Annotated in this window: 23 protein-coding genes; 22 read left to right on the top strand and 1 reads right to left on the bottom strand. The window is 40.8% G+C overall.

Going from position 1 to position 17,173, the window contains the following annotated elements; genetic code table 11:
* Position 1 precedes the first annotated feature (1 nt).
* From rpe to EHQ49_RS14455, 12 genes are all read left to right on the top strand, one after another.
* A complete protein-coding gene (gene rpe, locus EHQ49_RS14510) occupies positions 2-664 on the top strand; it encodes a ribulose-phosphate 3-epimerase (RefSeq protein ID WP_135580371.1) in 663 nt (220 codons plus the stop codon).
* A 47-nt stretch (positions 665-711) separates the two neighbouring features.
* Complete coding sequence (gene rpsP, locus EHQ49_RS14505) at positions 712-969, top strand: 30S ribosomal protein S16 (RefSeq protein WP_135580370.1); 258 nt, start codon at positions 712-714, stop codon at positions 967-969.
* Positions 970-976: 7 nt separating this feature from the next.
* On the top strand, positions 977-1,207 hold the full coding sequence (locus EHQ49_RS14500; RefSeq protein WP_002974362.1) for a KH domain-containing protein: 231 nt from the start codon (positions 977-979) through the stop codon (positions 1,205-1,207).
* The gene (gene rimM, locus EHQ49_RS14495) at positions 1,197-1,733 is read left to right on the top strand and encodes a ribosome maturation factor RimM (protein ID WP_135580369.1); all 537 of its coding nucleotides are present in this window, start codon (positions 1,197-1,199) and stop codon (positions 1,731-1,733) included. The genes EHQ49_RS14500 and rimM overlap by 11 nt, the downstream gene beginning before the upstream one ends.
* Positions 1,723-2,376, top strand: a complete 654-nt coding sequence (gene trmD / locus EHQ49_RS14490; protein ID WP_135580368.1) for a tRNA (guanosine(37)-N1)-methyltransferase TrmD — start codon at positions 1,723-1,725, stop codon at positions 2,374-2,376. The genes rimM and trmD overlap by 11 nt, the downstream gene beginning before the upstream one ends.
* Before the next feature lie 8 nt (positions 2,377-2,384).
* Positions 2,385-2,822 (top strand): 50S ribosomal protein L19, encoded by a 438-nt coding sequence (rplS, locus tag EHQ49_RS14485; protein ID WP_167481627.1) that lies wholly within the window; start codon positions 2,385-2,387, stop codon positions 2,820-2,822.
* Positions 2,823-2,935: 113 nt separating this feature from the next.
* Complete coding sequence (locus EHQ49_RS14480) at positions 2,936-3,586, top strand: ribonuclease HII (RefSeq protein WP_244241500.1); 651 nt, start codon at positions 2,936-2,938, stop codon at positions 3,584-3,586.
* The gene (locus tag EHQ49_RS14475) at positions 3,567-4,223 is read left to right on the top strand and encodes a hypothetical protein (RefSeq protein WP_135580366.1); all 657 of its coding nucleotides are present in this window, start codon (positions 3,567-3,569) and stop codon (positions 4,221-4,223) included. Before EHQ49_RS14480 ends, EHQ49_RS14475 begins: the two co-directional genes overlap by 20 nt.
* The gene (locus EHQ49_RS14470) at positions 4,220-4,480 is read left to right on the top strand and encodes an EscU/YscU/HrcU family type III secretion system export apparatus switch protein (RefSeq protein WP_135580365.1); all 261 of its coding nucleotides are present in this window, start codon (positions 4,220-4,222) and stop codon (positions 4,478-4,480) included. The genes EHQ49_RS14475 and EHQ49_RS14470 overlap by 4 nt, the downstream gene beginning before the upstream one ends.
* A 34-nt stretch (positions 4,481-4,514) precedes the next feature.
* Entirely contained in the window at positions 4,515-5,702 is a 1,188-nt protein-coding gene (locus EHQ49_RS14465; protein ID WP_135580364.1) for a cyclic di-GMP phosphodiesterase, read from the top strand.
* A 36-nt stretch (positions 5,703-5,738) separates the two neighbouring features.
* Positions 5,739-6,086: a YraN family protein gene (locus EHQ49_RS14460; protein WP_135580363.1), complete on the top strand. Its 348-nt coding sequence runs from the start codon at positions 5,739-5,741 to the stop codon at positions 6,084-6,086.
* 103 nt (positions 6,087-6,189) lie between these two features.
* Positions 6,190-6,390: a hypothetical protein gene (locus EHQ49_RS14455; RefSeq protein WP_002987385.1), complete on the top strand. Its 201-nt coding sequence runs from the start codon at positions 6,190-6,192 to the stop codon at positions 6,388-6,390.
* Here the strand turns inward: EHQ49_RS14455 and EHQ49_RS14450 are convergent, their stop codons facing one another.
* Positions 6,391-7,869 carry an ATP-binding protein gene (locus EHQ49_RS14450; protein WP_244241499.1) on the bottom strand — a complete coding sequence of 493 codons (1,479 nt, stop codon included), beginning with the start codon at positions 7,867-7,869 and terminating at the stop codon, positions 6,391-6,393. It lies immediately after the preceding gene.
* Between the two features lie 83 nt (positions 7,870-7,952).
* Here EHQ49_RS14450 and EHQ49_RS14445 point away from each other — a divergent pair, with 83 nt between their 5' ends.
* Genes EHQ49_RS14445 through EHQ49_RS14400 form a run of 10 tightly spaced genes read left to right on the top strand, consistent with a single transcriptional unit; the run spans position 7,953 to position 17,168 of the window.
* Entirely contained in the window at positions 7,953-8,318 is a 366-nt protein-coding gene (locus EHQ49_RS14445; protein WP_135580752.1) for a type II secretion system-associated lipoprotein, read from the top strand.
* Positions 8,319-8,335: 17 nt separating this feature from the next.
* Positions 8,336-9,334, top strand: coding sequence for a peptidoglycan DD-metalloendopeptidase family protein (locus EHQ49_RS14440; protein ID WP_135580753.1), 999 nt, complete (start codon positions 8,336-8,338; stop codon positions 9,332-9,334).
* Positions 9,335-9,363: 29 nt separating this feature from the next.
* On the top strand, positions 9,364-10,278 hold the full coding sequence (locus EHQ49_RS14435; protein ID WP_135580362.1) for a general secretion pathway protein GspC: 915 nt from the start codon (positions 9,364-9,366) through the stop codon (positions 10,276-10,278).
* Between the two features lies 1 nt (position 10,279).
* Complete coding sequence (gspD, locus tag EHQ49_RS14430) at positions 10,280-12,040, top strand: type II secretion system secretin GspD (RefSeq protein WP_135580361.1); 1,761 nt, start codon at positions 10,280-10,282, stop codon at positions 12,038-12,040.
* Positions 12,037-13,713 (top strand): type II secretion system ATPase GspE, encoded by a 1,677-nt coding sequence (gene gspE / locus EHQ49_RS14425; protein WP_135580360.1) that lies wholly within the window; start codon positions 12,037-12,039, stop codon positions 13,711-13,713. The genes gspD and gspE overlap by 4 nt, the downstream gene beginning before the upstream one ends.
* Positions 13,714-13,718: 5 nt before the next feature.
* Positions 13,719-14,945, top strand: a complete 1,227-nt coding sequence (locus EHQ49_RS14420; protein ID WP_135580359.1) for a type II secretion system F family protein — start codon at positions 13,719-13,721, stop codon at positions 14,943-14,945.
* 5 nt (positions 14,946-14,950) lie between these two features.
* Entirely contained in the window at positions 14,951-15,412 is a 462-nt protein-coding gene (locus tag EHQ49_RS14415; protein WP_135580358.1) for a type II secretion system protein GspG, read from the top strand.
* Complete coding sequence (locus EHQ49_RS14410) at positions 15,387-16,019, top strand: prepilin-type N-terminal cleavage/methylation domain-containing protein (RefSeq protein WP_135580357.1); 633 nt, start codon at positions 15,387-15,389, stop codon at positions 16,017-16,019. Before EHQ49_RS14415 ends, EHQ49_RS14410 begins: the two co-directional genes overlap by 26 nt.
* Entirely contained in the window at positions 15,997-16,524 is a 528-nt protein-coding gene (locus EHQ49_RS14405) for a prepilin-type cleavage/methylation domain-containing protein (RefSeq protein ID WP_135580356.1), read from the top strand. Before EHQ49_RS14410 ends, EHQ49_RS14405 begins: the two co-directional genes overlap by 23 nt.
* A gap of 11 nt (positions 16,525-16,535) precedes the next feature.
* Complete coding sequence (locus EHQ49_RS14400) at positions 16,536-17,168, top strand: type II secretion system protein GspJ (RefSeq protein WP_425269869.1); 633 nt, start codon at positions 16,536-16,538, stop codon at positions 17,166-17,168.
* The last annotated feature ends 5 nt before the right edge of the window (positions 17,169-17,173 follow it).

Raw genomic sequence — 17,173 nt, 5'->3', positions numbered from 1 at the left:
TATGAAAATTTCTGCATCAATCCTCGCAGCAAAACTTACGGGACTTTCACAAGAGCTTCCCACATACAAAAAAGAAAATATCGACCTCATCCATATTGATGTGATGGACGGAAACTTTGTTCCTCAAATTTCTTTTGGTGAAGCTTTTACCAAGGAAGTTAAATCCCATACTAATATTCCTTTAGATGTTCATCTTATGGTAAGTAATCCGGAACTCCATGTTCCCAAATACTTTGACCTCAATCCTTATTGTATTACTTTCCATATTGAAACTACGAATTTTTCAGTAAGACTTGCGGAAGAGATCCGAAAGGCCGGAATCAAAGTGGGAGTATCGCTCAACCCACAAACTTCACCGGAATCCATCTCGCAAATCCTCCCTTATTTGGATCTTGTATTACTCATGACAGTGGATCCTGGATTTTATGGGCAATCTTTCGTAAAATCAGGATTTGAAAAAATTGCTGCCGTTCGGAAACTCACCAAACCTTACAATATTGAATTGGAAGTGGATGGGGGAGTGAACGAATCCAATATGGAGGAGCTTGCAAAACTCGGTGTGGACATTACGGTTGTGGGTTCAGGGCTTTATAAAACAGGGGACCCAAATGCACAGGGCAAAAAATTAAAGGATCTCGCTGCAAGTGCTAGAACTCGCTCTTGACATATCGTCCCTATTCAAAAAACTCGCTATAAAAGGGGTATTTTTCCTTGGTTAAATTAAGATTACAAAGAACGGGAACAAAAGCAGACCCGCACTATCGCATCGTAGCAGCTGATATCCGTGCTCCGCGTGACGGAAAGTTCATTGAAGCGATTGGGCACTTTCACCCAACTACTTCTTCTGTGAAAAAAGCAACTTTCAATGAAGAAAAAACACTTTCTTGGCTTAAAAAAGGTGCACAACCTACTGATACAGTTCTTGCTCTTTTGAAAAAAGACGACGTTTGGTCAAAGTTCAAAGGTTAATTGATACATGGAATCCTTAGTTCGTTATATCGTTACATCTCTCGTTGACCAACCAGAACAAGTGGCTGTCAATCAAGTCCCCGGAGAGGAAGAAACAGTGATCGAACTTCGGGTAGCAGCGAAAGACCTAGGTAAGGTGATCGGAAAAAACGGAAGGATTGCAAAATCTTTGCGAACTGTTTTACAAGCAGCCGGAACCAAACAAGGCAAAAACTATACTTTAGAAATTGTCGACTAAACCAAGTTTAGTGAAAGTGGGGGTCATCGGATCCTCACATGGAATCAAAGGGTTCATCAAACTTTTTACAGAAGGTGACACCCTAAGTTCTGCAAAACCACCGCTTACCTGCACTGTTGAAGATCCTCGTGGGAACCAGTCCACGATCCAAATCGAAGAAATCAAACCCAACGGAAACCATTTCCTTTTAAAACTAAAAGGTTTTGAAACGCCAGAAACTGTGATCAAATACCGTGGGTTTTCTTTGATGTGGAAAAGGGATGAATTGCCGAAACCTACAGCAGGGGAAATTTATACCGAAGATTTGGTGGGTCTCCTTGCCATCTCCAAAGAAACAAATGGTTCTCTAAATTATGTAGTGACCCAAGTCATTGACAATCCCGCTCATCCCATTTTGGAACTAAAACCAAAAAATGGCGAAGGCGAAACTGTCCTCATTCCTTTTCTACATCAGTTTGTGGGAGATTGGAACTTAGAATCCAAAACCTTAGAAATCATAGGCTGGGAGCAGTGGTTTGAAGTTTAATTTCATCACTCTTTTCCCAGAAAAAATTACCTCCTATTTTGATACTGGAATCCCAGGGAAAGCGGTGAAACAAGGGGTGGTGGAAATCAACACCGTCCATCTCCGGGACTTTGCAGACAACAAACACCAAAAGGTGGACGATACCATTTACGGAGGTGGGCCGGGGATGCTTTTACAAGTGGGCCCGATTTTCCGGGCTCTAGAATCCCTTGGCGAAGATAAAGGGAAAGTCATCCTTCTCAGTCCCTCGGGAGAATTGTTCAACCAAACGCTTGCTCGCGAAATTTATGAGTCTTCCGCAACCATCACCTTGATTTCAGGCTATTACGAAGGGGTCGACCATCGTGTCGCGGAGCATTTAATTGACAGGGAAGTGGCCATTGGAAACTATGTTATTTCATCGGGGGATTTAGCTGCTCTCGTTGTTGCTGATTGCCTTTCTCGGTTTGTTCCGGGATTTTTAGGAAAAGAAGAAAGTCTTCTAGAAGAGTCGCACAACGAAACGGAAGAATTAGAATACCCCCAATATACAAAACCCTATGATTTTATGGGTTGGACTGTTCCGGATGTGCTCCTCGGTGGACATCATGAAGAGATCCGGAAATGGCGGCAAAAAAACCGCAAAACAAGAAATCATTCTTAGAGGAAGCCATGAATCAGATTCTAGAAACAGCACTCGCAGGCGAAGCAAAGAACGAACTTAATTTCGAAATTGGTGATACTGTAAAAGTTCACTACAAAATCGTTGAATCTGGTAAAGAGCGGGTTCAGGTTTACGAAGGTATTGTGATCTCTATTGCAAACAAATCACAAAGCAAAACCTTTACTGTAAGACGAGTTTCTTATGATATCGGAGTGGAAAGAATTTTCCCACTTCATAGCCCAAGAATTGCAAAGATTGAACTCGTTCGTAAAGGATCTGTTCGTCGTGCAAAACTTTTCTATCTCCGTGATAAAAAAGGAAAAGCGGGACGTATCAAAGAAAGAAAAGGCGGTCAAGCGATCGTTGCGAAAGATAAAAAGAGACAGGATGAGGCTTCTAAAGCCGCTCTTGCACAAGCAAAAGCTGCAGAAGCACCTAGCGCATAATCTCTCTTGAAACGGTCGTTACACGACCGTTCTTTCCTGAATTTCAAATCCCTCACCTGACCTGTTTTTCACTCGATGAAGCAGGTCGTGGTACGCTTGCCGGCCCCGTTTCTGTGGGTTGTGTTTCCTTTGATCTCCAGACCTTGGAAAAAATCAAAAACGGTGAAATCCTAAAAGGACTTCGTGATTCCAAAAAGATTCCTGAACCCAAACGAATCGAACTCCGTACAGAAATCCTAAAATATGTTTCTTATTATCGTGTGACTTTTGTGAGTGCAAAGTTCATTGACCGGTTCAATATCAATCAGGCCATTTTTTATGGTATGAACCGGTGTTTGCCGATTCATCTCCCACTATTGGCATCCAAGAATAAGGAGAATGAAAATTCGAATGCGACCACTCCTTCCGGCAAAGAAAAGATAAGTCAGAGCGAAGACCAATTATTAGATACGAAACCATTTCTTCTCGCCGATGGAAATTATAAACTAAAGATCACAAAACCCATCGAAGGTTATTTTTCTCTTCCGAAGGGGGACGATTTGATTCCTTCCATTTCGGCTGCCTCCATTCTTGCCAAAACCTATCGAGATGAATATATGGAAAAAATGGATTTAAAACACCCAGGTTATGGGTTTGCCAAACACAAAGGGTATGGAACCGAAGAACATCGGGAAGCTCTGGGAAAACTCGGAATTTCTCCCATTCATAGGTTGAGTTTTTGTAAATTCCTCCGAAAGGAAGGGAGTGAGCCCACTCTTTTCTAATCTTAGCCCTCTGCCTTTGTTTGTTTCTATGGGCAAGTTGACCCAGCAGAAAAAGGATCACTTTTTCTTATCAGAAAGCAGTACATCACAACAAGGCTTATCTACTATAGGTAGTGGTCGTCCGCAGACGAAGGTTCGCATCCAAAACGATCTTCTTGATTCTAAACATATGATGGCAAAAGGGTTTGATAAGGAAGTGCAAACCAATTCAGGAAAGATACAGAATCGAATGCGTTGGACCCAATGGATGGCCACACAAGCAGATTCGAAAACAATTGAAGTTTCTGATTTAAAACCACTTTGGAATTATTTACTGGGAGAAACTGGATTTACGGATCTACTTTCTTATATTCATCCTGATGCGAAAGAATCATTACAAATGATTGTGGAACCAAAAAACAAAGGTTTGGTTCTCTATGTGTTTTGGGAATCGAAAGAAACCGGAGCAATGGGAATCCAGTTTCATTATGATCCCGAAAAAGAAAAACCGATCCTCGTACAACTCACCACAGAAAGGTCCTTTCAAGGAGAGAGTTTTACCAAATCATTTGTGGATTTAATTCGGGACTTTCCCCAAATTCGTTCGGTGCAAATGGAAACTTGGAAGGAAGATTCCTTTAACGGTGATTATAGATGAAACAAAAAATGGCTGCCCTTGCTTATGATCCAGCCCTCCATATGGCACCAAAACTCGTTGCGAAAGCTGAAGGAAGATTTGCTGAGAATTTGATTCGTATCGCGCGTGAGTCAGGTGTTCTTATCATTCAAGATGAAGTGATGGTACAAACCTTAGATCATCTCCCTAATGGGAAAGAAATTCCAAGGGATTTGTATGATGCAGTAGCAGCAGTGTTTCGAATCCTTGTTTTAGAGAGACAAAAGAAAAACAATTGAAGTTTCTACGCTTCTTACTAGGATTTACGCAATTATGCGGAAAATCTCTATACGTGACTTAGAACCTGGATCCAAGTATACTAAGTCAATTTATCTAGATAAGGATACAGTTTTTGTCGGTGCCGACCAACCTATCACACAACAAGACTTAGACCGCTTGGTCCAATTTGGAATTACCTTTGTGTTAACTGATGGAGAAAAGGTGATGGCTGATGGAGGGGATAAAACCGCTCCAGGACAAGGACCCGGATATTTTGATACCAACCTTCCTTTTTATCAGGATGATGAAAACTCGACAAGGTTCAAATATCTATTAGAGAAAGCCAATACCACTAAAGTTGAGTTTAATGCCGTTTTTAAAGATTGTTTTGATTTGGTCCAAAAAACGTATAGGTCAGCATCTGAGGGCCGTTATACGGAGATAAGGGAATTTCGGGAAATTGCCGAACGGATTGCAGACCATACCAAGGCCAATGCACAGATCCCCATTTTACTTTTATCTCATTCCCATTCTGGTTATTATTTATACACTCATATTTGTTATGCGACTTTTTTTTCCGTCATGCTCGGAAACTTTTTAGAGTTTTCTCGGCCTAAACTGATTGATTTGGCCCTCGCATCTCTTTTTGCCGACATTGGAATGGTGACGGTTCCCGAAGAAGTTTCCGAAAAAAAAGGGACCCTCTCCGAACTGGATCTCAAAACCATCAAACGCCATCCGGTGACCGGTTACCAAATTCTTACCCAAAGATTGAAGTTAAAAAACTCTCTCGCCATTGTGGCTTTACAACATCATGAAGCAGTCGATGGTTCCGGTTATCCACAGAGAATTTTAGCCAACCAAATTGAAGAACTCACAAAAGTATTTATGATCGCGGATCAATTCGCTGCAATGATCCATCCAAGACCATATAGACAGGCCATCCTTCCTTATGAAGCTATGAAGATTATGATTAGCGAAAACGTGAACCGTTTTGATTTAAAAATGGTAAGGTTGTTTTTAAATAAACTTTCTATGTTCCCTGTAGGGTCCGGAGTCATTCTTTCTGACCTAAGAATGGGTATGGTCATTGAATCCAATAAAGACAAACCCCTTCGCCCGGTAGTACGGGTGACAAAAGATACAGAAGGCAAACGCCTCAAACATTTAGAATTTGTGGATCTTATGAAAGACCTGAATCTCTATATCCAACAAGCCATTCCTTTTTCACAGATATATTAAAACTCCCGATTCAAACCATTTTTGGAACCTCCCAGAATGCGAGAAAAAACAAAGTGGGGAAAGGTCGGCGAGGACATCGCAGCCGAATACTTGGAGTCAATTGGGCATTTGATTCTTTTTCGGAATTACCGGAAGTCTTTTGGTGAATTAGACATAATTAGTATTTGGCACGATTCTTTACATTGTTCTGAGGTAAAGGCCTGGAACGAAAGTAGCGGATTTCATCCCTTAGAATGCTTTCATGAGACAAAACGCCGTAGAATGCGGAAGGTATATTACTATTTACTAACGGAGATTCCTGCTTTTTGTCACCTAACACCTTCGTTTAATTTGATCCATATCTCTGAAAAAAAGGAAGTTCGTTTTTATTCGTCAATCTTCTAAATACTTCATCAAGGGATTTTTGAACCGGGCCGATTGGTCATGTATCCCTTAAGGGAAAACGCTCTCAAGGATGAGAGTTTGATTGTTACAAGGAAGTAACCGCATGAGACAATTTAGTATTTTTGGAAATTTAGCAGAAACCGACGAATTTGGTCCAGATCCGGTATTACTCCGGAAAAGGGGAATGGCATCTACCATTCAGAAAAAATTCGAAAATTACAAGAAGAAGATTGATGATCCAGCTTATATGGATTATGCGATCAATAAAATTGCGATGGAAATATCGCATTTTATTTCAAAGTAATTACCCTAAACTATAAATCCACTGGTAACCGATACAGTATTGAACTGCCTCCCAGATGTGTACTTCCTTTGTTCGGGAGGAGAGATTCCAATCAGCAATGGTCCTTGTTAAAGAAATGATTTGTTTTTTCTTTCGTAAGGATAGTTGTTTGGTTTGGTGTTCTGTATCTAAGATTTTTTGAATTTTATTTTCCTCTCCCTCGGGGATCACTCTTGATTTCCGAAACAAAAAACGCTCTAATAGAAGTTCTTTCATTTTTATTTCTTCTAGTTTGATACATCGATCATTTGTTGTTTCGAATAATGTTTGAAAGATGGTGATTCGATCGAGAAAGGCACCACTGATTTTTTGTAAATACAGACGAATCTTCTGTAGGGAACAATGGCAAGTCTGCTTACTGTGATAGTTCCCACAAGGGCAGGGGTTTGCTGATAACATCAGAGTAAAATCGGTTTTAAGTTTTGTTTTTTCATTCATCCGGACTATCTCCAAATAGGAGTCTTCCATGGGCATCCGTAGACTATCTAAAATACGGTCTTTGAATTCCAGTGCTTCATCCAAATAAAGAACTCCTCCGTAGGCCTTGGAGATCTCACCTGGTTGGAAAGGAAGTCCACCGCCAACAAGTCCCACTTCTGTTGCTGAGTGGTGAGGGGATCGGAAAGGTCTTTTGTTTGTGGGGATTTCAAATTCACCACGAGAGGTCCAAATGCCTTGGTCACTCTGGTCTCTCGCATCTTTTGGTGGGAGTAAGGGTTCCACCAGTCTGTGGAGCATTGTCTTTCCTGATCCTGGACTTCCTAAAACCAAACTATGGTGGCTTCCCAGGATAGAATAAAGCAGTCCTTGAAAGACTTTCATTTGGTAAGGATCCAAGTGGACCGTATCCCAAACTAAAGAGCAGGTGGGTTCCACTGAATCTCTTGTGTTCGGTCTTGCCTCAGGTAGGTTTTTTAAGTCTTCCAAGTGTTCTATAAATTGATACCTTCCACGAGGGAGAGATTCTTTTTCTAAGGATGCAGGAAGGCAAAAAGAATGATCCATTGACTCAGGACTTTGCCATAAGTAGGGAAGTAGTTCTTTTCCTCCGAGGATCCTTCCGTCCAAACCCAAACCACCGAGATAACGAACAGGATATGGTGGATTTGGAATTTGTTCTGTGGCAAGAAGGATGCCAGCAGCCATGGCCAAATCCAAAGAAACCACCCGTTTGGGAATATGGGCAGGCTTTAAATTGATAATGATGGTTTCGAGTGGGAATTGGTATCCAGAAGCCTCTAAAGCCAAACGAATACGGTCTCTCGACTCTTTGGTGGATAAAGTTGCGGAACCTAAAATTTGGAAATTAGGAAGTCCTCTGCGGATACCCACTTCCACTTGGATTTCTTTCGTTCCATTCCATTCGTATAACAGACTTCCGACTTCTGCTCGTTTGGGGATCATACTGTTATGGGTGCTGAAGTCTCTCTTTTGGGCCAAAAAATAAAAAAGACTTTTCATAATTAAGGCATCATGGTGACTTTTCCTAAGAGTTTGCTTTGGATTGTAGTATCATTCGTGTAATTCCCCTCGTTCTTCTCCTTGCGTTCAGTCACTGTTCTCAACGGTTGATCAAAAAAGAAAGATTAAGGGAAATCAATGAATTCTATGATGGAAAGACATATGCCTTACAAGAGGAAATCAAATTCTCTCAGACAGAAGTTTGGAAGAAAGGAACCTTAGTTAAGATCTATATCGAGTCCACTCCTTCTCTGTTAAAGTTGAAGGTTTATCCCATTGCTGATTCGAGAGAGTCTTCTGTGGGAAAATTGGCAGCCTACATCATCAATGATGATGTGAAGAAAAAGCAATATGATTTGGAAGATATCGAAGAGTGGGTTGGTAAAAAATTCACTCTAGTCGAAGCCAATGTCAAAAAAAAGAAATAATGATTAGGGAAGTCGTATTGTCTCCAGTGGTTCGTTTTGATTCTTTCTTTGTTTCTTGTTCAAGATTCTTGCCCCCAAGTCCCGATATTCTACTTGTGAAGGTCCTTCGGTTGGTAACAGTTTCCCTTTTGGTTCTATCGGGAACCCAAATTATAGCCAATCCATTTCAAAAAATCCATTCAGAGATTAATGAAACATTACCTGGCGGTGAATCGGGAATGTTTCGTCTTTTCGGCTCTCAATCACAAGAAGCTGAAGTCCACAAACTCTTTTCCGTAGGTGTCAATACTTCTTCCGAAGAAGAAGAAGTGGAACTAGCCTCACTCGACCTTCCCAAATACATCGATGTTTCTCCTGTAGTCAGCAATACAGTGGTCCACGAGTCCGGTATCATTATCAAAAAATATGCAGTCCAAAAGAAGGACAATCTCTCAAAGATTGCTCGTTCCTTTTCCATTGAGTTAGCGAAACTAAAAAAACACAATGGGCTAAACTCTGACCAACTAAAAATTGGTCAGGTTTTGGAAGTCCCAGTGCAAGTGAAGAATGCTTCCTCTTCTCGAGTGGTTCTCAAAAAAATCTTCATTCTGCCAGTTCCGCAAAGCCGAGTGACTTCTCGGTATGGAAGGCGAGTTGATCCTTTCAATAAATACAACCGTGTTTATCATACGGGTCTTGACCTAGCAGCCAAAGTGGGAGCTCCCGTCCTTTCTTCGGCCGACGGAGAAGTGGTTTTTACAGGCCGCAATGGTGGGTACGGAAATTCGGTTACCATCCAACACAAAAACGGTTATAAAACAGTTTACGCCCACTGTTCCCAGATTTTAGTTGAGGTTGGGGAAACGGTGAAGATGGGTCGTGTTGTGGCTCTTGTCGGAAGGACAGGAACGGCAACAGGTGCACATTTGCATTTTGAAGTGTTTCGAAACGGGAAGATTATGAATCCTGAATCGGCTCTTAGCATCACGGAAAAACAAGTCACCAAACTCCCTAAATCTGAAGTAGCCGGAATGTAGTCGGAGCCTTTCTCCGATTTGTGGGGAGCATGAATTTAATCCTTCAAAGAATCCAATCGAGTCAATTTTTGACATTGATTCCGGCAGTTTTACTTTTCTCTTTTTCTCTTGCCTATCTGTTAAAACTTGTCCTTTTACTTTTGTTTTCTACAGAAACGGGGATTAGTGCCGCAGGCAATGTCCGACCTAAACAAATGCGCCAAGAAGTCATTTTGGCTGTCAGCACCTATGAAGATATCGTTACCGGAAATTTAATCCGAGGCCAAGTGTATGATCCTAATGATGCCACCAAACGAGGGGCAGATGGGGCTCCACTAGATCCGGAAATTGCTCAAGACAACGGGGATGATGACCAAATGTTGATTACCGGAACTCTTTCGGGTCACTGGTCTTTTGCTCGAGTGACCATCCGGGAAAAACAAAACAACGATTCTGAAGAGTATGGAACTGGTGAAATGGTGGGCGGTTATAAAATCCAAACGATCGAACAACATTACGTGGTATTAAAAAAGGGTGGTCTAAGCCTTCGGGTGAATATCGGCGAAACTCCAGCGCAAGCGAAGGAACGAATCCGGCCGAAAGATGCAGCTGCCGTTTCCAATTTAGGACCTTCCAGCCAAACGGTTCAAAAAGTTCTTTCCCGTGAGGACGTAAATCGCAAATTGAAAGACCCGAATACTATCTATAAAAATGCAAGGTTTGGCCCGCATTTGGTAGACGGAAAGATCGAGGGTTACAAGATCTATCAGGTGGCAAAAGACCATGTGTTTTATTCCCTAGGCGCTCGCGGTGGGGATATTATCAAACGAGTCAATGGAATGCCACTGAACGAAACAGAGAAAATGTTGGAAATTTGGGGTTCGATCAAACAAGCTCCGAAAATTACAGTGGATTTAGAAAGACAAGGCAAAATAATCACATATGAATTTATCATTCGGAATTAAAATGAGAAATCGTCTTCCCATCGTTGTACTCAGTATTTGCCTTTATTTAATAGTCACTCCTAGTTTTTCCCAAGAGAAAGGAAAACCAAAGGCCAAGTCTTCTCCGGAACCGGCAAGTTTTACCGCTGATTGGAGAGATACGGAACTCAAAGACTTCCTTATGGGAATGAGCGCCATCATCAAACGGAACATTCTCATTGATGATGCTGTGAAAGGAAAGAAGATCACCATCATTTCACAAAAAAGAGTGAAAATAGAAGATGCATACGGATTTATGAAATCCGTTTTGGAGACACAAGGTTTTGGTCTTATCGAAGAAAACGATCTCATTAAAGTAGTCAAAATCAAAGATGCACTTGCCAAGTCTCCTATCGTTCGTATCGGTAAGGATCCGGTTTCTGAATCAGAAGTATCCTTAAACAAAACCATTACACAGATTGTTCCCTTAGAGTTTTCGAATGCAGTGGAACTTGAACCAATATTAAAGCGAGTTACGTCTCCTGATACAGACATCATCATTCCTAAAAATCAAAACACTTTGATTTTTTCTGGATCTACATCAGATATTAACAAATTACTTAAGTTAGTTGATAATTTAGATGTTCGAGCGGATGGTCCAGGTTCCATCTCTTCCGCCGGAGATATTCATATTTATACATTAGAATACAATGAAGCAGAAAAATTGGCAGCCATTTTAGTCAAGTTGGATATGCCTGATGCTCCGACGACTCCGGCTCAGGGTCCTCCCGGTGAACCGGGCCCAGATGGGAAACCAACACCACCTCCGCAACCTGTGGCACAACAAGCAAAAGTTCCAGGCAAACAAGATAAAATCAAAGCTGTTGCCCACAAAGAATCCAACTCACTGATTGTGACTGCGACTCCTCAGGAATGGGAAGAAATCAAAAAAATTATTAAAATTTTGGACACACCCAGAAAACAGGTGTTACTTGAGGTTCTGATTGTAGAGTTAAGTTCTACTGATTTAAATGATTTTGGTATCGACTGGCGTTACCAGGAATTGGCATATGGACAGTTTAACACTGGTCTTGCGGCTCAAGGGGGTGTGATTGATAAAAACGGACGACCCACGAACGTAAACACACTTTCTGGTTTTTCACTTGGTTTCATCCGTCGTGGGGGCCAACAAATCATTGGTATTTTAAACGCTAACTCAACAAATGAAAACTTCAATGTATTATCAGCACCTCAGATTTTGACTTTGGACAACCAGGAAGCTGAGATCAATGTGGGGCAAGATGTACCTGTCCGAACCCAGAACCGTAACGCCGGTCTTGGTGGAGACAATGCTGTGACTGTGGCAAACTTTGAATATCGCCCAACAGGGATTAAGTTGAAATTCACTCCACACATTAATAAAAACAATCGTATCACCTTAGATCTTTACCAAGAGATTAAAAACGTTGCAGGAATTTCTTCAGAAGCAACGGGCGGAAACCCAACTTTTAACAAACGAGATATCAAAACAACAATCGTTGTGGACAATATCCAAACGATTGTAATTGGGGGACTACTTTCCAATGACAAACAAAAGAAAGTTCAAAAGATCCCGATTTTAGGGGAGATTCCGCTCCTTGGAACACTTTTTCGTAGAACCACAAACCAAAATCGTAAAACCAATTTGATGGTGTTTTTAACACCGCATATTCTGGACGACCGAGACAAATCGGATCGTATCACCATCCAAAAGAAAAATGAACAAGAAAGGATGGTCGACGAACGAGAAAAGAAACTGCGATGAGAAAGAGTTTAGGTCAAATTTTATTAGAAGATGGGATCCTGACTTTAAAGGATCTCGAAGATATTTCCAAACAACAGGAAAAAACGAATCTTCCGATCACTCATATCATACAGAAAAAAGGCCTCGCTTCTGAAACTGATATTCTAAAGGCACTATCGAAACTCCACCGAATTGAGTTTATCGACAAACTTGAGTTTGTTGCCAATGAAGATGTTTTTGGGAAAATTCCTCTAAAACTCGTCCAACGTTCTAAAATTGTTCCAGTCTCAGTTAAAGGCAAAAAAGTAGTCGTTGCCACTTCTGACCCAACGGATCTCCATCCTATGGATGATATGCGTTCCTTTCTAAAAGGATTTGAGATCCAGTTTGTTCTCGCTACAGAAAACGAGATCATGAGGATCATCCACTCCCAGTTCGATAAAACCACTGCCGAAGCCAAAGAAATGATGGATGAGATGGATGGGAGTTTTGGTGATCTATCCGATGCCTTTGAATCCGATGCACTCGATCTTTCCAACGAAGCTCCCATCATTAAGATGGTGAATGTGATTTTATCGCAAGCCGTCTCCGAAAGAGCTTCGGATATCCACGTAGAACCATTTGAAAAATCCGTGGTGGTTCGCTATCGTGTGGATGGTGTTTTACAGAAAGTATTAAGTCCACCTAAGTCATACTTAGCGGGAATCTCAACTCGTATCAAAATCATGTCCAATTTGAATATTGCGGAGAACCGTTTGCCACAAGATGGTAGGATCAAACTTCGGTTAGCTGGAAAAGATGTGGACGTTCGGGTTTCTATCATCCCTTGTCAATTCGGAGAACGGATTGTAATGCGGATTTTAAATAAAACGGATCAAAAGTATTCAATCGAGACGATGGGTTTCAATAAAGAAATTCTCAACGATTTTAAAGAACTCATTTATAGACCCTATGGGATTATTCTGGTAACAGGTCCTACTGGATCTGGTAAATCGACAACTCTCTATTCCGCACTTTCAGAAATCAATACGGAAGAACGTAATATCATCACTTGTGAAGATCCCGTGGAATACCAAATGGATGGGATTTCCCAAATGCAGATGAATGATAAAATTGGTCTCACTTTCGCTGCAGGCCTTCGTTCTATTCTTCGTCAAGATCCGGATGTGGTTATGGTGGGGGAGATTCGAGATGAAGAAACGGCAAGGATTGCGATTCAAGCCTCTCTCACTGGTCACTTGGTTTTTTCCACTCTACATACTAACGACGCCTCCGCTGCTGTCACAAGGCTTGTGGATATGGGAATTGAACCATATTTGATCACAAGTTCCGTACTTGGGTTTATGGCGCAAAGGCTTGTCCGGGTAATTTGTAAAGATTGTAAAACATCATACAAACCTACTGACAAGGATTTGGCAGGTCTTGGAATCCAGAGAAAAGAATTAAAAAATGGAGTCCTCTACCGCGGGAAAGGTTGTTCTTCCTGTCTAAACTCTGGATACAAAGGCAGAACTGGTTTGTATGAACTTCTCACCATGAATGATGAAATCAAACGTGCCATTTTACAAGGTGCCGATGCCAACAGGATCAAAGAACTTGCTGTGAAAAACGGACTTTCCACTCTCCAAGAATACGGCAAATTCAAGGTGATCGAAGGTGTTACCACTCCAGAAGAAGTCCTTCGGGTATCCTAAATTTTATGCCACTCTTTACTTACGTTGCATTCAATCGAAAGGGCAAAGAAGAAAAGAATATCATAGATGCGCCTAATTTGCAGGCGGCACGGAACAAGCTAAAGGCGAAGGGTCTTTATGTTCGCTCCATTCAAGAAGACCGTGAAAAAGAAGAAAGAGAACTATTTCCATTTTTATCTAAGTTATTATACCGAATCCCAAGAAAGGAAGTCGGATTATTTTGTAAACAGTTAGGAACTCTGATTGGTGCAGGGATTCCTCTTGATAAATGTTTACTTTCTATCATTGACCAAGTGGAAAATATCTATTTCAAAAAAGTTTTGATAGAGATGCGAGCGGACATTACGGAAGGAATGAGTCTTTCTGAGTCCATGAAAAAACACAAAACAGTTTTCCCTGACCAGTATCCCAGTTTGATTTCTGTGGGTGAGTCAACGGGTAATTATGAAAACACCTTGCACCGGTTAGCGGAGTTGGAAGAGAAATCTTCAGAATTAAAATCCAAAGTCCAAGTGGCGATGATTTATCCCATGATTATGGGTTTACTTTCTCTCGGTGTTTCTATATTCCTTCTCGTTGTGGTGATCCCACAAATTGAACAACTATTTGCTTCATTTGATGCAAAATTACCTCTACTCACAAGAAGTGTAATTTTTTTATCCTATGTGTTAACCAACTATTGGTTTTTTATTTTAGGGGCTTTGGCCGGTGGCCTTCTTGGATTTATGAAATGGAAAAGTTCGGGGGAAGGTAAAAAAGTTTGGGACAAATTTTTACTTGGCCTTCCGGTGATTGGAACTTTGTTACGTAAGATCCTTGTTTCCAATTTTGCTCGGAATTTATCCATTCTTCTCATGAACCGGGTACCTCTCATCGTGTCTTTGAACATTGTTTCTGATGTTGTGGGCCATACGGTTTTTAAAGAAGAAATTGATAGTGCTATCATTAAAATTAAAGAGGGGGGGAAACTCTCCGACTCCCTACAAGGATCGCAGGTCCTTCCTCAAATGGTACTCGGGATGCTCAGTGCTGGAGAAGCATCCGATAAAGTTCCCGAAATGATGAATAAACTTTCGGAAATCTATGAATCCGAGGTAGACACGGCAATAAAATCTTTGACCCAATCATTAGAACCAATGATGATCATTGTAATGGGTGGAATTATTTTTACAATCATGGCGGCAATTATGACGCCAATGTACAAACTAACTCAAGAAATCCAGGGGATGTAGAGTTTATGAAAACTAAAGGGAAACACAGAAAGATACGTGAGGGACTTACCCTAATCGAGATTACCGTGGTAATGCTCATTTTAGGGTCTCTTATGGCAATTCTTTACTCCAGTATCGGAAACCGGGGTGAAGGCGAAAAAAAATTGAAACTGAAAAATGATAGCGCCGTTCTCAAAACAGCTCTGGAACGTTACTTAGAAGTGTATGACAAATACCCTTCCGAAGAACAGGGTTTACAAGCTCTCATTGAAAAACCAGACGATGATAAAATCGGTGATGATTACGAACCTATCATCCGTGAAAAGGCAGTTCTAAAAGATCCGTGGAAAACACCATACGTGTTAAAGTTTGAAGGTTCTGTTCCTCAGATTTTAACCTTAGGTGAAGATAAAAAAGAAGGTGGAGAAGGAAAAGGTAAAGACTTTAATATCCTTTCACCGGATGATTACCCGGCAGCTTTCCGATAAAATACCGGTTCTGAAAACCAAACGAAAATTACGCGATGGTCTCACCTTAATTGAGATCGTCGTTGTGATCTCCATCCTTGGTCTTATCATGGTGATTGTTGGGGGAACTCTTCGTAACCTCATTGTTCCTTCTACGGAAGATATCGCTGTTAAATTACAGGAATCTTTTAAGTTCGGATACAACAAAGCTCAACTCACGAATCAAGCTGTTTTATTTCAATATGACTTCGAAAAAAGAGAATATCAGTTTTTCCTTTTAAAAAGAGAAGAGGGTGGACTCGAAGAAGAACCCATTCTAAAAAAAAATACTCTTCCGTTTTATTCGAAAATTGTCAGCGTACGTGACTTAGGTGGAAAACCAAGGTCGGAAGGAAAAATCCGTATCGTTTTTACTCCGCAAGGTACAACAACAGACTTATTTTTATACGTGGGTTCCGATACCGAAATTAAGAGGACCATTCAAATCTACCGTTATGGTGGAAAAATCAAAATTCATAAAACTGAATACTTTCCAGAACCAGAACCGGCATCTATACAAAAGGTTTCTTATGGACTGGACGAACGGGATGAACAGGTGGACTCCAATGCGAAAACCCAACCTAAGTAAAAATATCCGTTCGGCATTTACTCTCTTTGAAGTCACCATTGCTATGGCTATGGCAGCGATGGTAATGACATATACTTATTCTCTTATAGCAGAGGGAATTTCTTATCAGAAAAAGGCTGTTTTACTTGCCAATGCAGTTCATTTGGCCAAAATCAAAATGGCACAAGTGGATTCTTCCACTACCATGCAAACTGATACCTCTCGGGGTTCGATCGAAGCTTTTCCTGGTTATACCTTTGAAACAGAAATCAAAGAAGAAGAAATGGACTTACTCAAACTAGCTGGTGGTCCGAATGCAGAAGCACTACGTAATAAAGCACCAAAAGATATGTTAGGTGATAAGGATGTAGGTTTTAGTGATTTAATGAAAAAAAGAGGCCAGAAAAAAAGTTTTGAAACAGGTGGAGTATTAAAAGTTTTCCGGGTGAAAGTTTCTATTTTTTATTTGGATGGGAACAAAAAAGAAACATATAGTGTGGAAACATTCCGGAGTACAAAATACTAATGTTTGCGAAGGTGAGATACAGACGTGGTTTTACTCTGGTGGAGATCTCCATCGTTGTGATGATTATGGCTGTAATCTTTACTGGAATTTTTTCTGTATTTTATACAGCGAATAAAATTTCGAAAAAAGGCGCCTCGAACAAAGGTGCAAATCGAAAAGATATTCTTTATGCGATGGAAAACATACGAGGGACTCTTGCTCGTACTTATTTTATAGATAACCAAAAAAGAATTTTGTTTGTTGGTAAACAAGAAGGTGTGACTGGGGCAAGAAACGACCGCGTTGTTTTTGCTACTGCCAATCCAAATTCTGAAGAGGAAGGACAAGCTTCCGTAAGAGAAGTTTCTTTTTTTTTGAGAAAGATGCCAAACCCTAAAATGGATGGTTTGTCCTATCTGATTCGTCGGGAAGATGAAATGATTGACACCTTCCCAACTCAAGGTGGCGTCGAACATGTATTACTCGAAAACGTAAAAAGTTTCCAAATGAAATTTTCGGAACGCGGAGACAAATGGGTTGATGATTGGAATTCCCGTACCACCAAAAAAATTCCAAGACTGATTCGGTTTGAAATTATATCACTAGTGGGGAATGCCTTTGTTAAATATGAATCGCTTGCGCATCCGGTTATCCTCTACAAATAAAAATG

The sequence above is a fragment of the Leptospira perdikensis genome, assembly GCF_004769575.1.
GTDB lineage: Bacteria > Spirochaetota > Leptospiria > Leptospirales > Leptospiraceae > Leptospira_A > Leptospira_A perdikensis.
The sequence above is the reverse complement of the archived record's forward strand: the minus strand, read 5'-3'. Positions and strand labels throughout refer to the sequence as shown.

Bases quoted from the DNA above. Each gene is read 5' to 3' on its own strand.
- gspE (WP_135580360.1), top strand. From the start codon at position 12,037: ATGAGAAAGAGTTTAGGTCAAATTTTATTAGAAGATGGGATCCTGACT.
- EHQ49_RS14410 (WP_135580357.1), top strand. From the start codon at position 15,387: ATGATTACCCGGCAGCTTTCCGATAAAATACCGGTTCTGAAAACCAAA.
- EHQ49_RS14460 (WP_135580363.1), top strand. From the start codon at position 5,739: ATGCGAGAAAAAACAAAGTGGGGAAAGGTCGGCGAGGACATCGCAGCC.
- EHQ49_RS14415 (WP_135580358.1), top strand. From the start codon at position 14,951: ATGAAAACTAAAGGGAAACACAGAAAGATACGTGAGGGACTTACCCTA.
- EHQ49_RS14465 (WP_135580364.1), top strand. From the start codon at position 4,515: ATGCGGAAAATCTCTATACGTGACTTAGAACCTGGATCCAAGTATACT.
- EHQ49_RS14470 (WP_135580365.1), top strand. From the start codon at position 4,220: ATGAAACAAAAAATGGCTGCCCTTGCTTATGATCCAGCCCTCCATATG.
- EHQ49_RS14405 (WP_135580356.1), top strand. From the start codon at position 15,997: ATGCGAAAACCCAACCTAAGTAAAAATATCCGTTCGGCATTTACTCTC.
- rplS (WP_167481627.1), top strand. From the start codon at position 2,385: ATGAATCAGATTCTAGAAACAGCACTCGCAGGCGAAGCAAAGAACGAA.
- rpe (WP_135580371.1), top strand. From the start codon at position 2: ATGAAAATTTCTGCATCAATCCTCGCAGCAAAACTTACGGGACTTTCA.
- EHQ49_RS14435 (WP_135580362.1), top strand. From the start codon at position 9,364: ATGAATTTAATCCTTCAAAGAATCCAATCGAGTCAATTTTTGACATTG.
- EHQ49_RS14500 (WP_002974362.1), top strand. From the start codon at position 977: ATGGAATCCTTAGTTCGTTATATCGTTACATCTCTCGTTGACCAACCA.
- EHQ49_RS14420 (WP_135580359.1), top strand. From the start codon at position 13,719: ATGCCACTCTTTACTTACGTTGCATTCAATCGAAAGGGCAAAGAAGAA.
- gspD (WP_135580361.1), top strand. From the start codon at position 10,280: ATGAGAAATCGTCTTCCCATCGTTGTACTCAGTATTTGCCTTTATTTA.
- EHQ49_RS14455 (WP_002987385.1), top strand. From the start codon at position 6,190: ATGAGACAATTTAGTATTTTTGGAAATTTAGCAGAAACCGACGAATTT.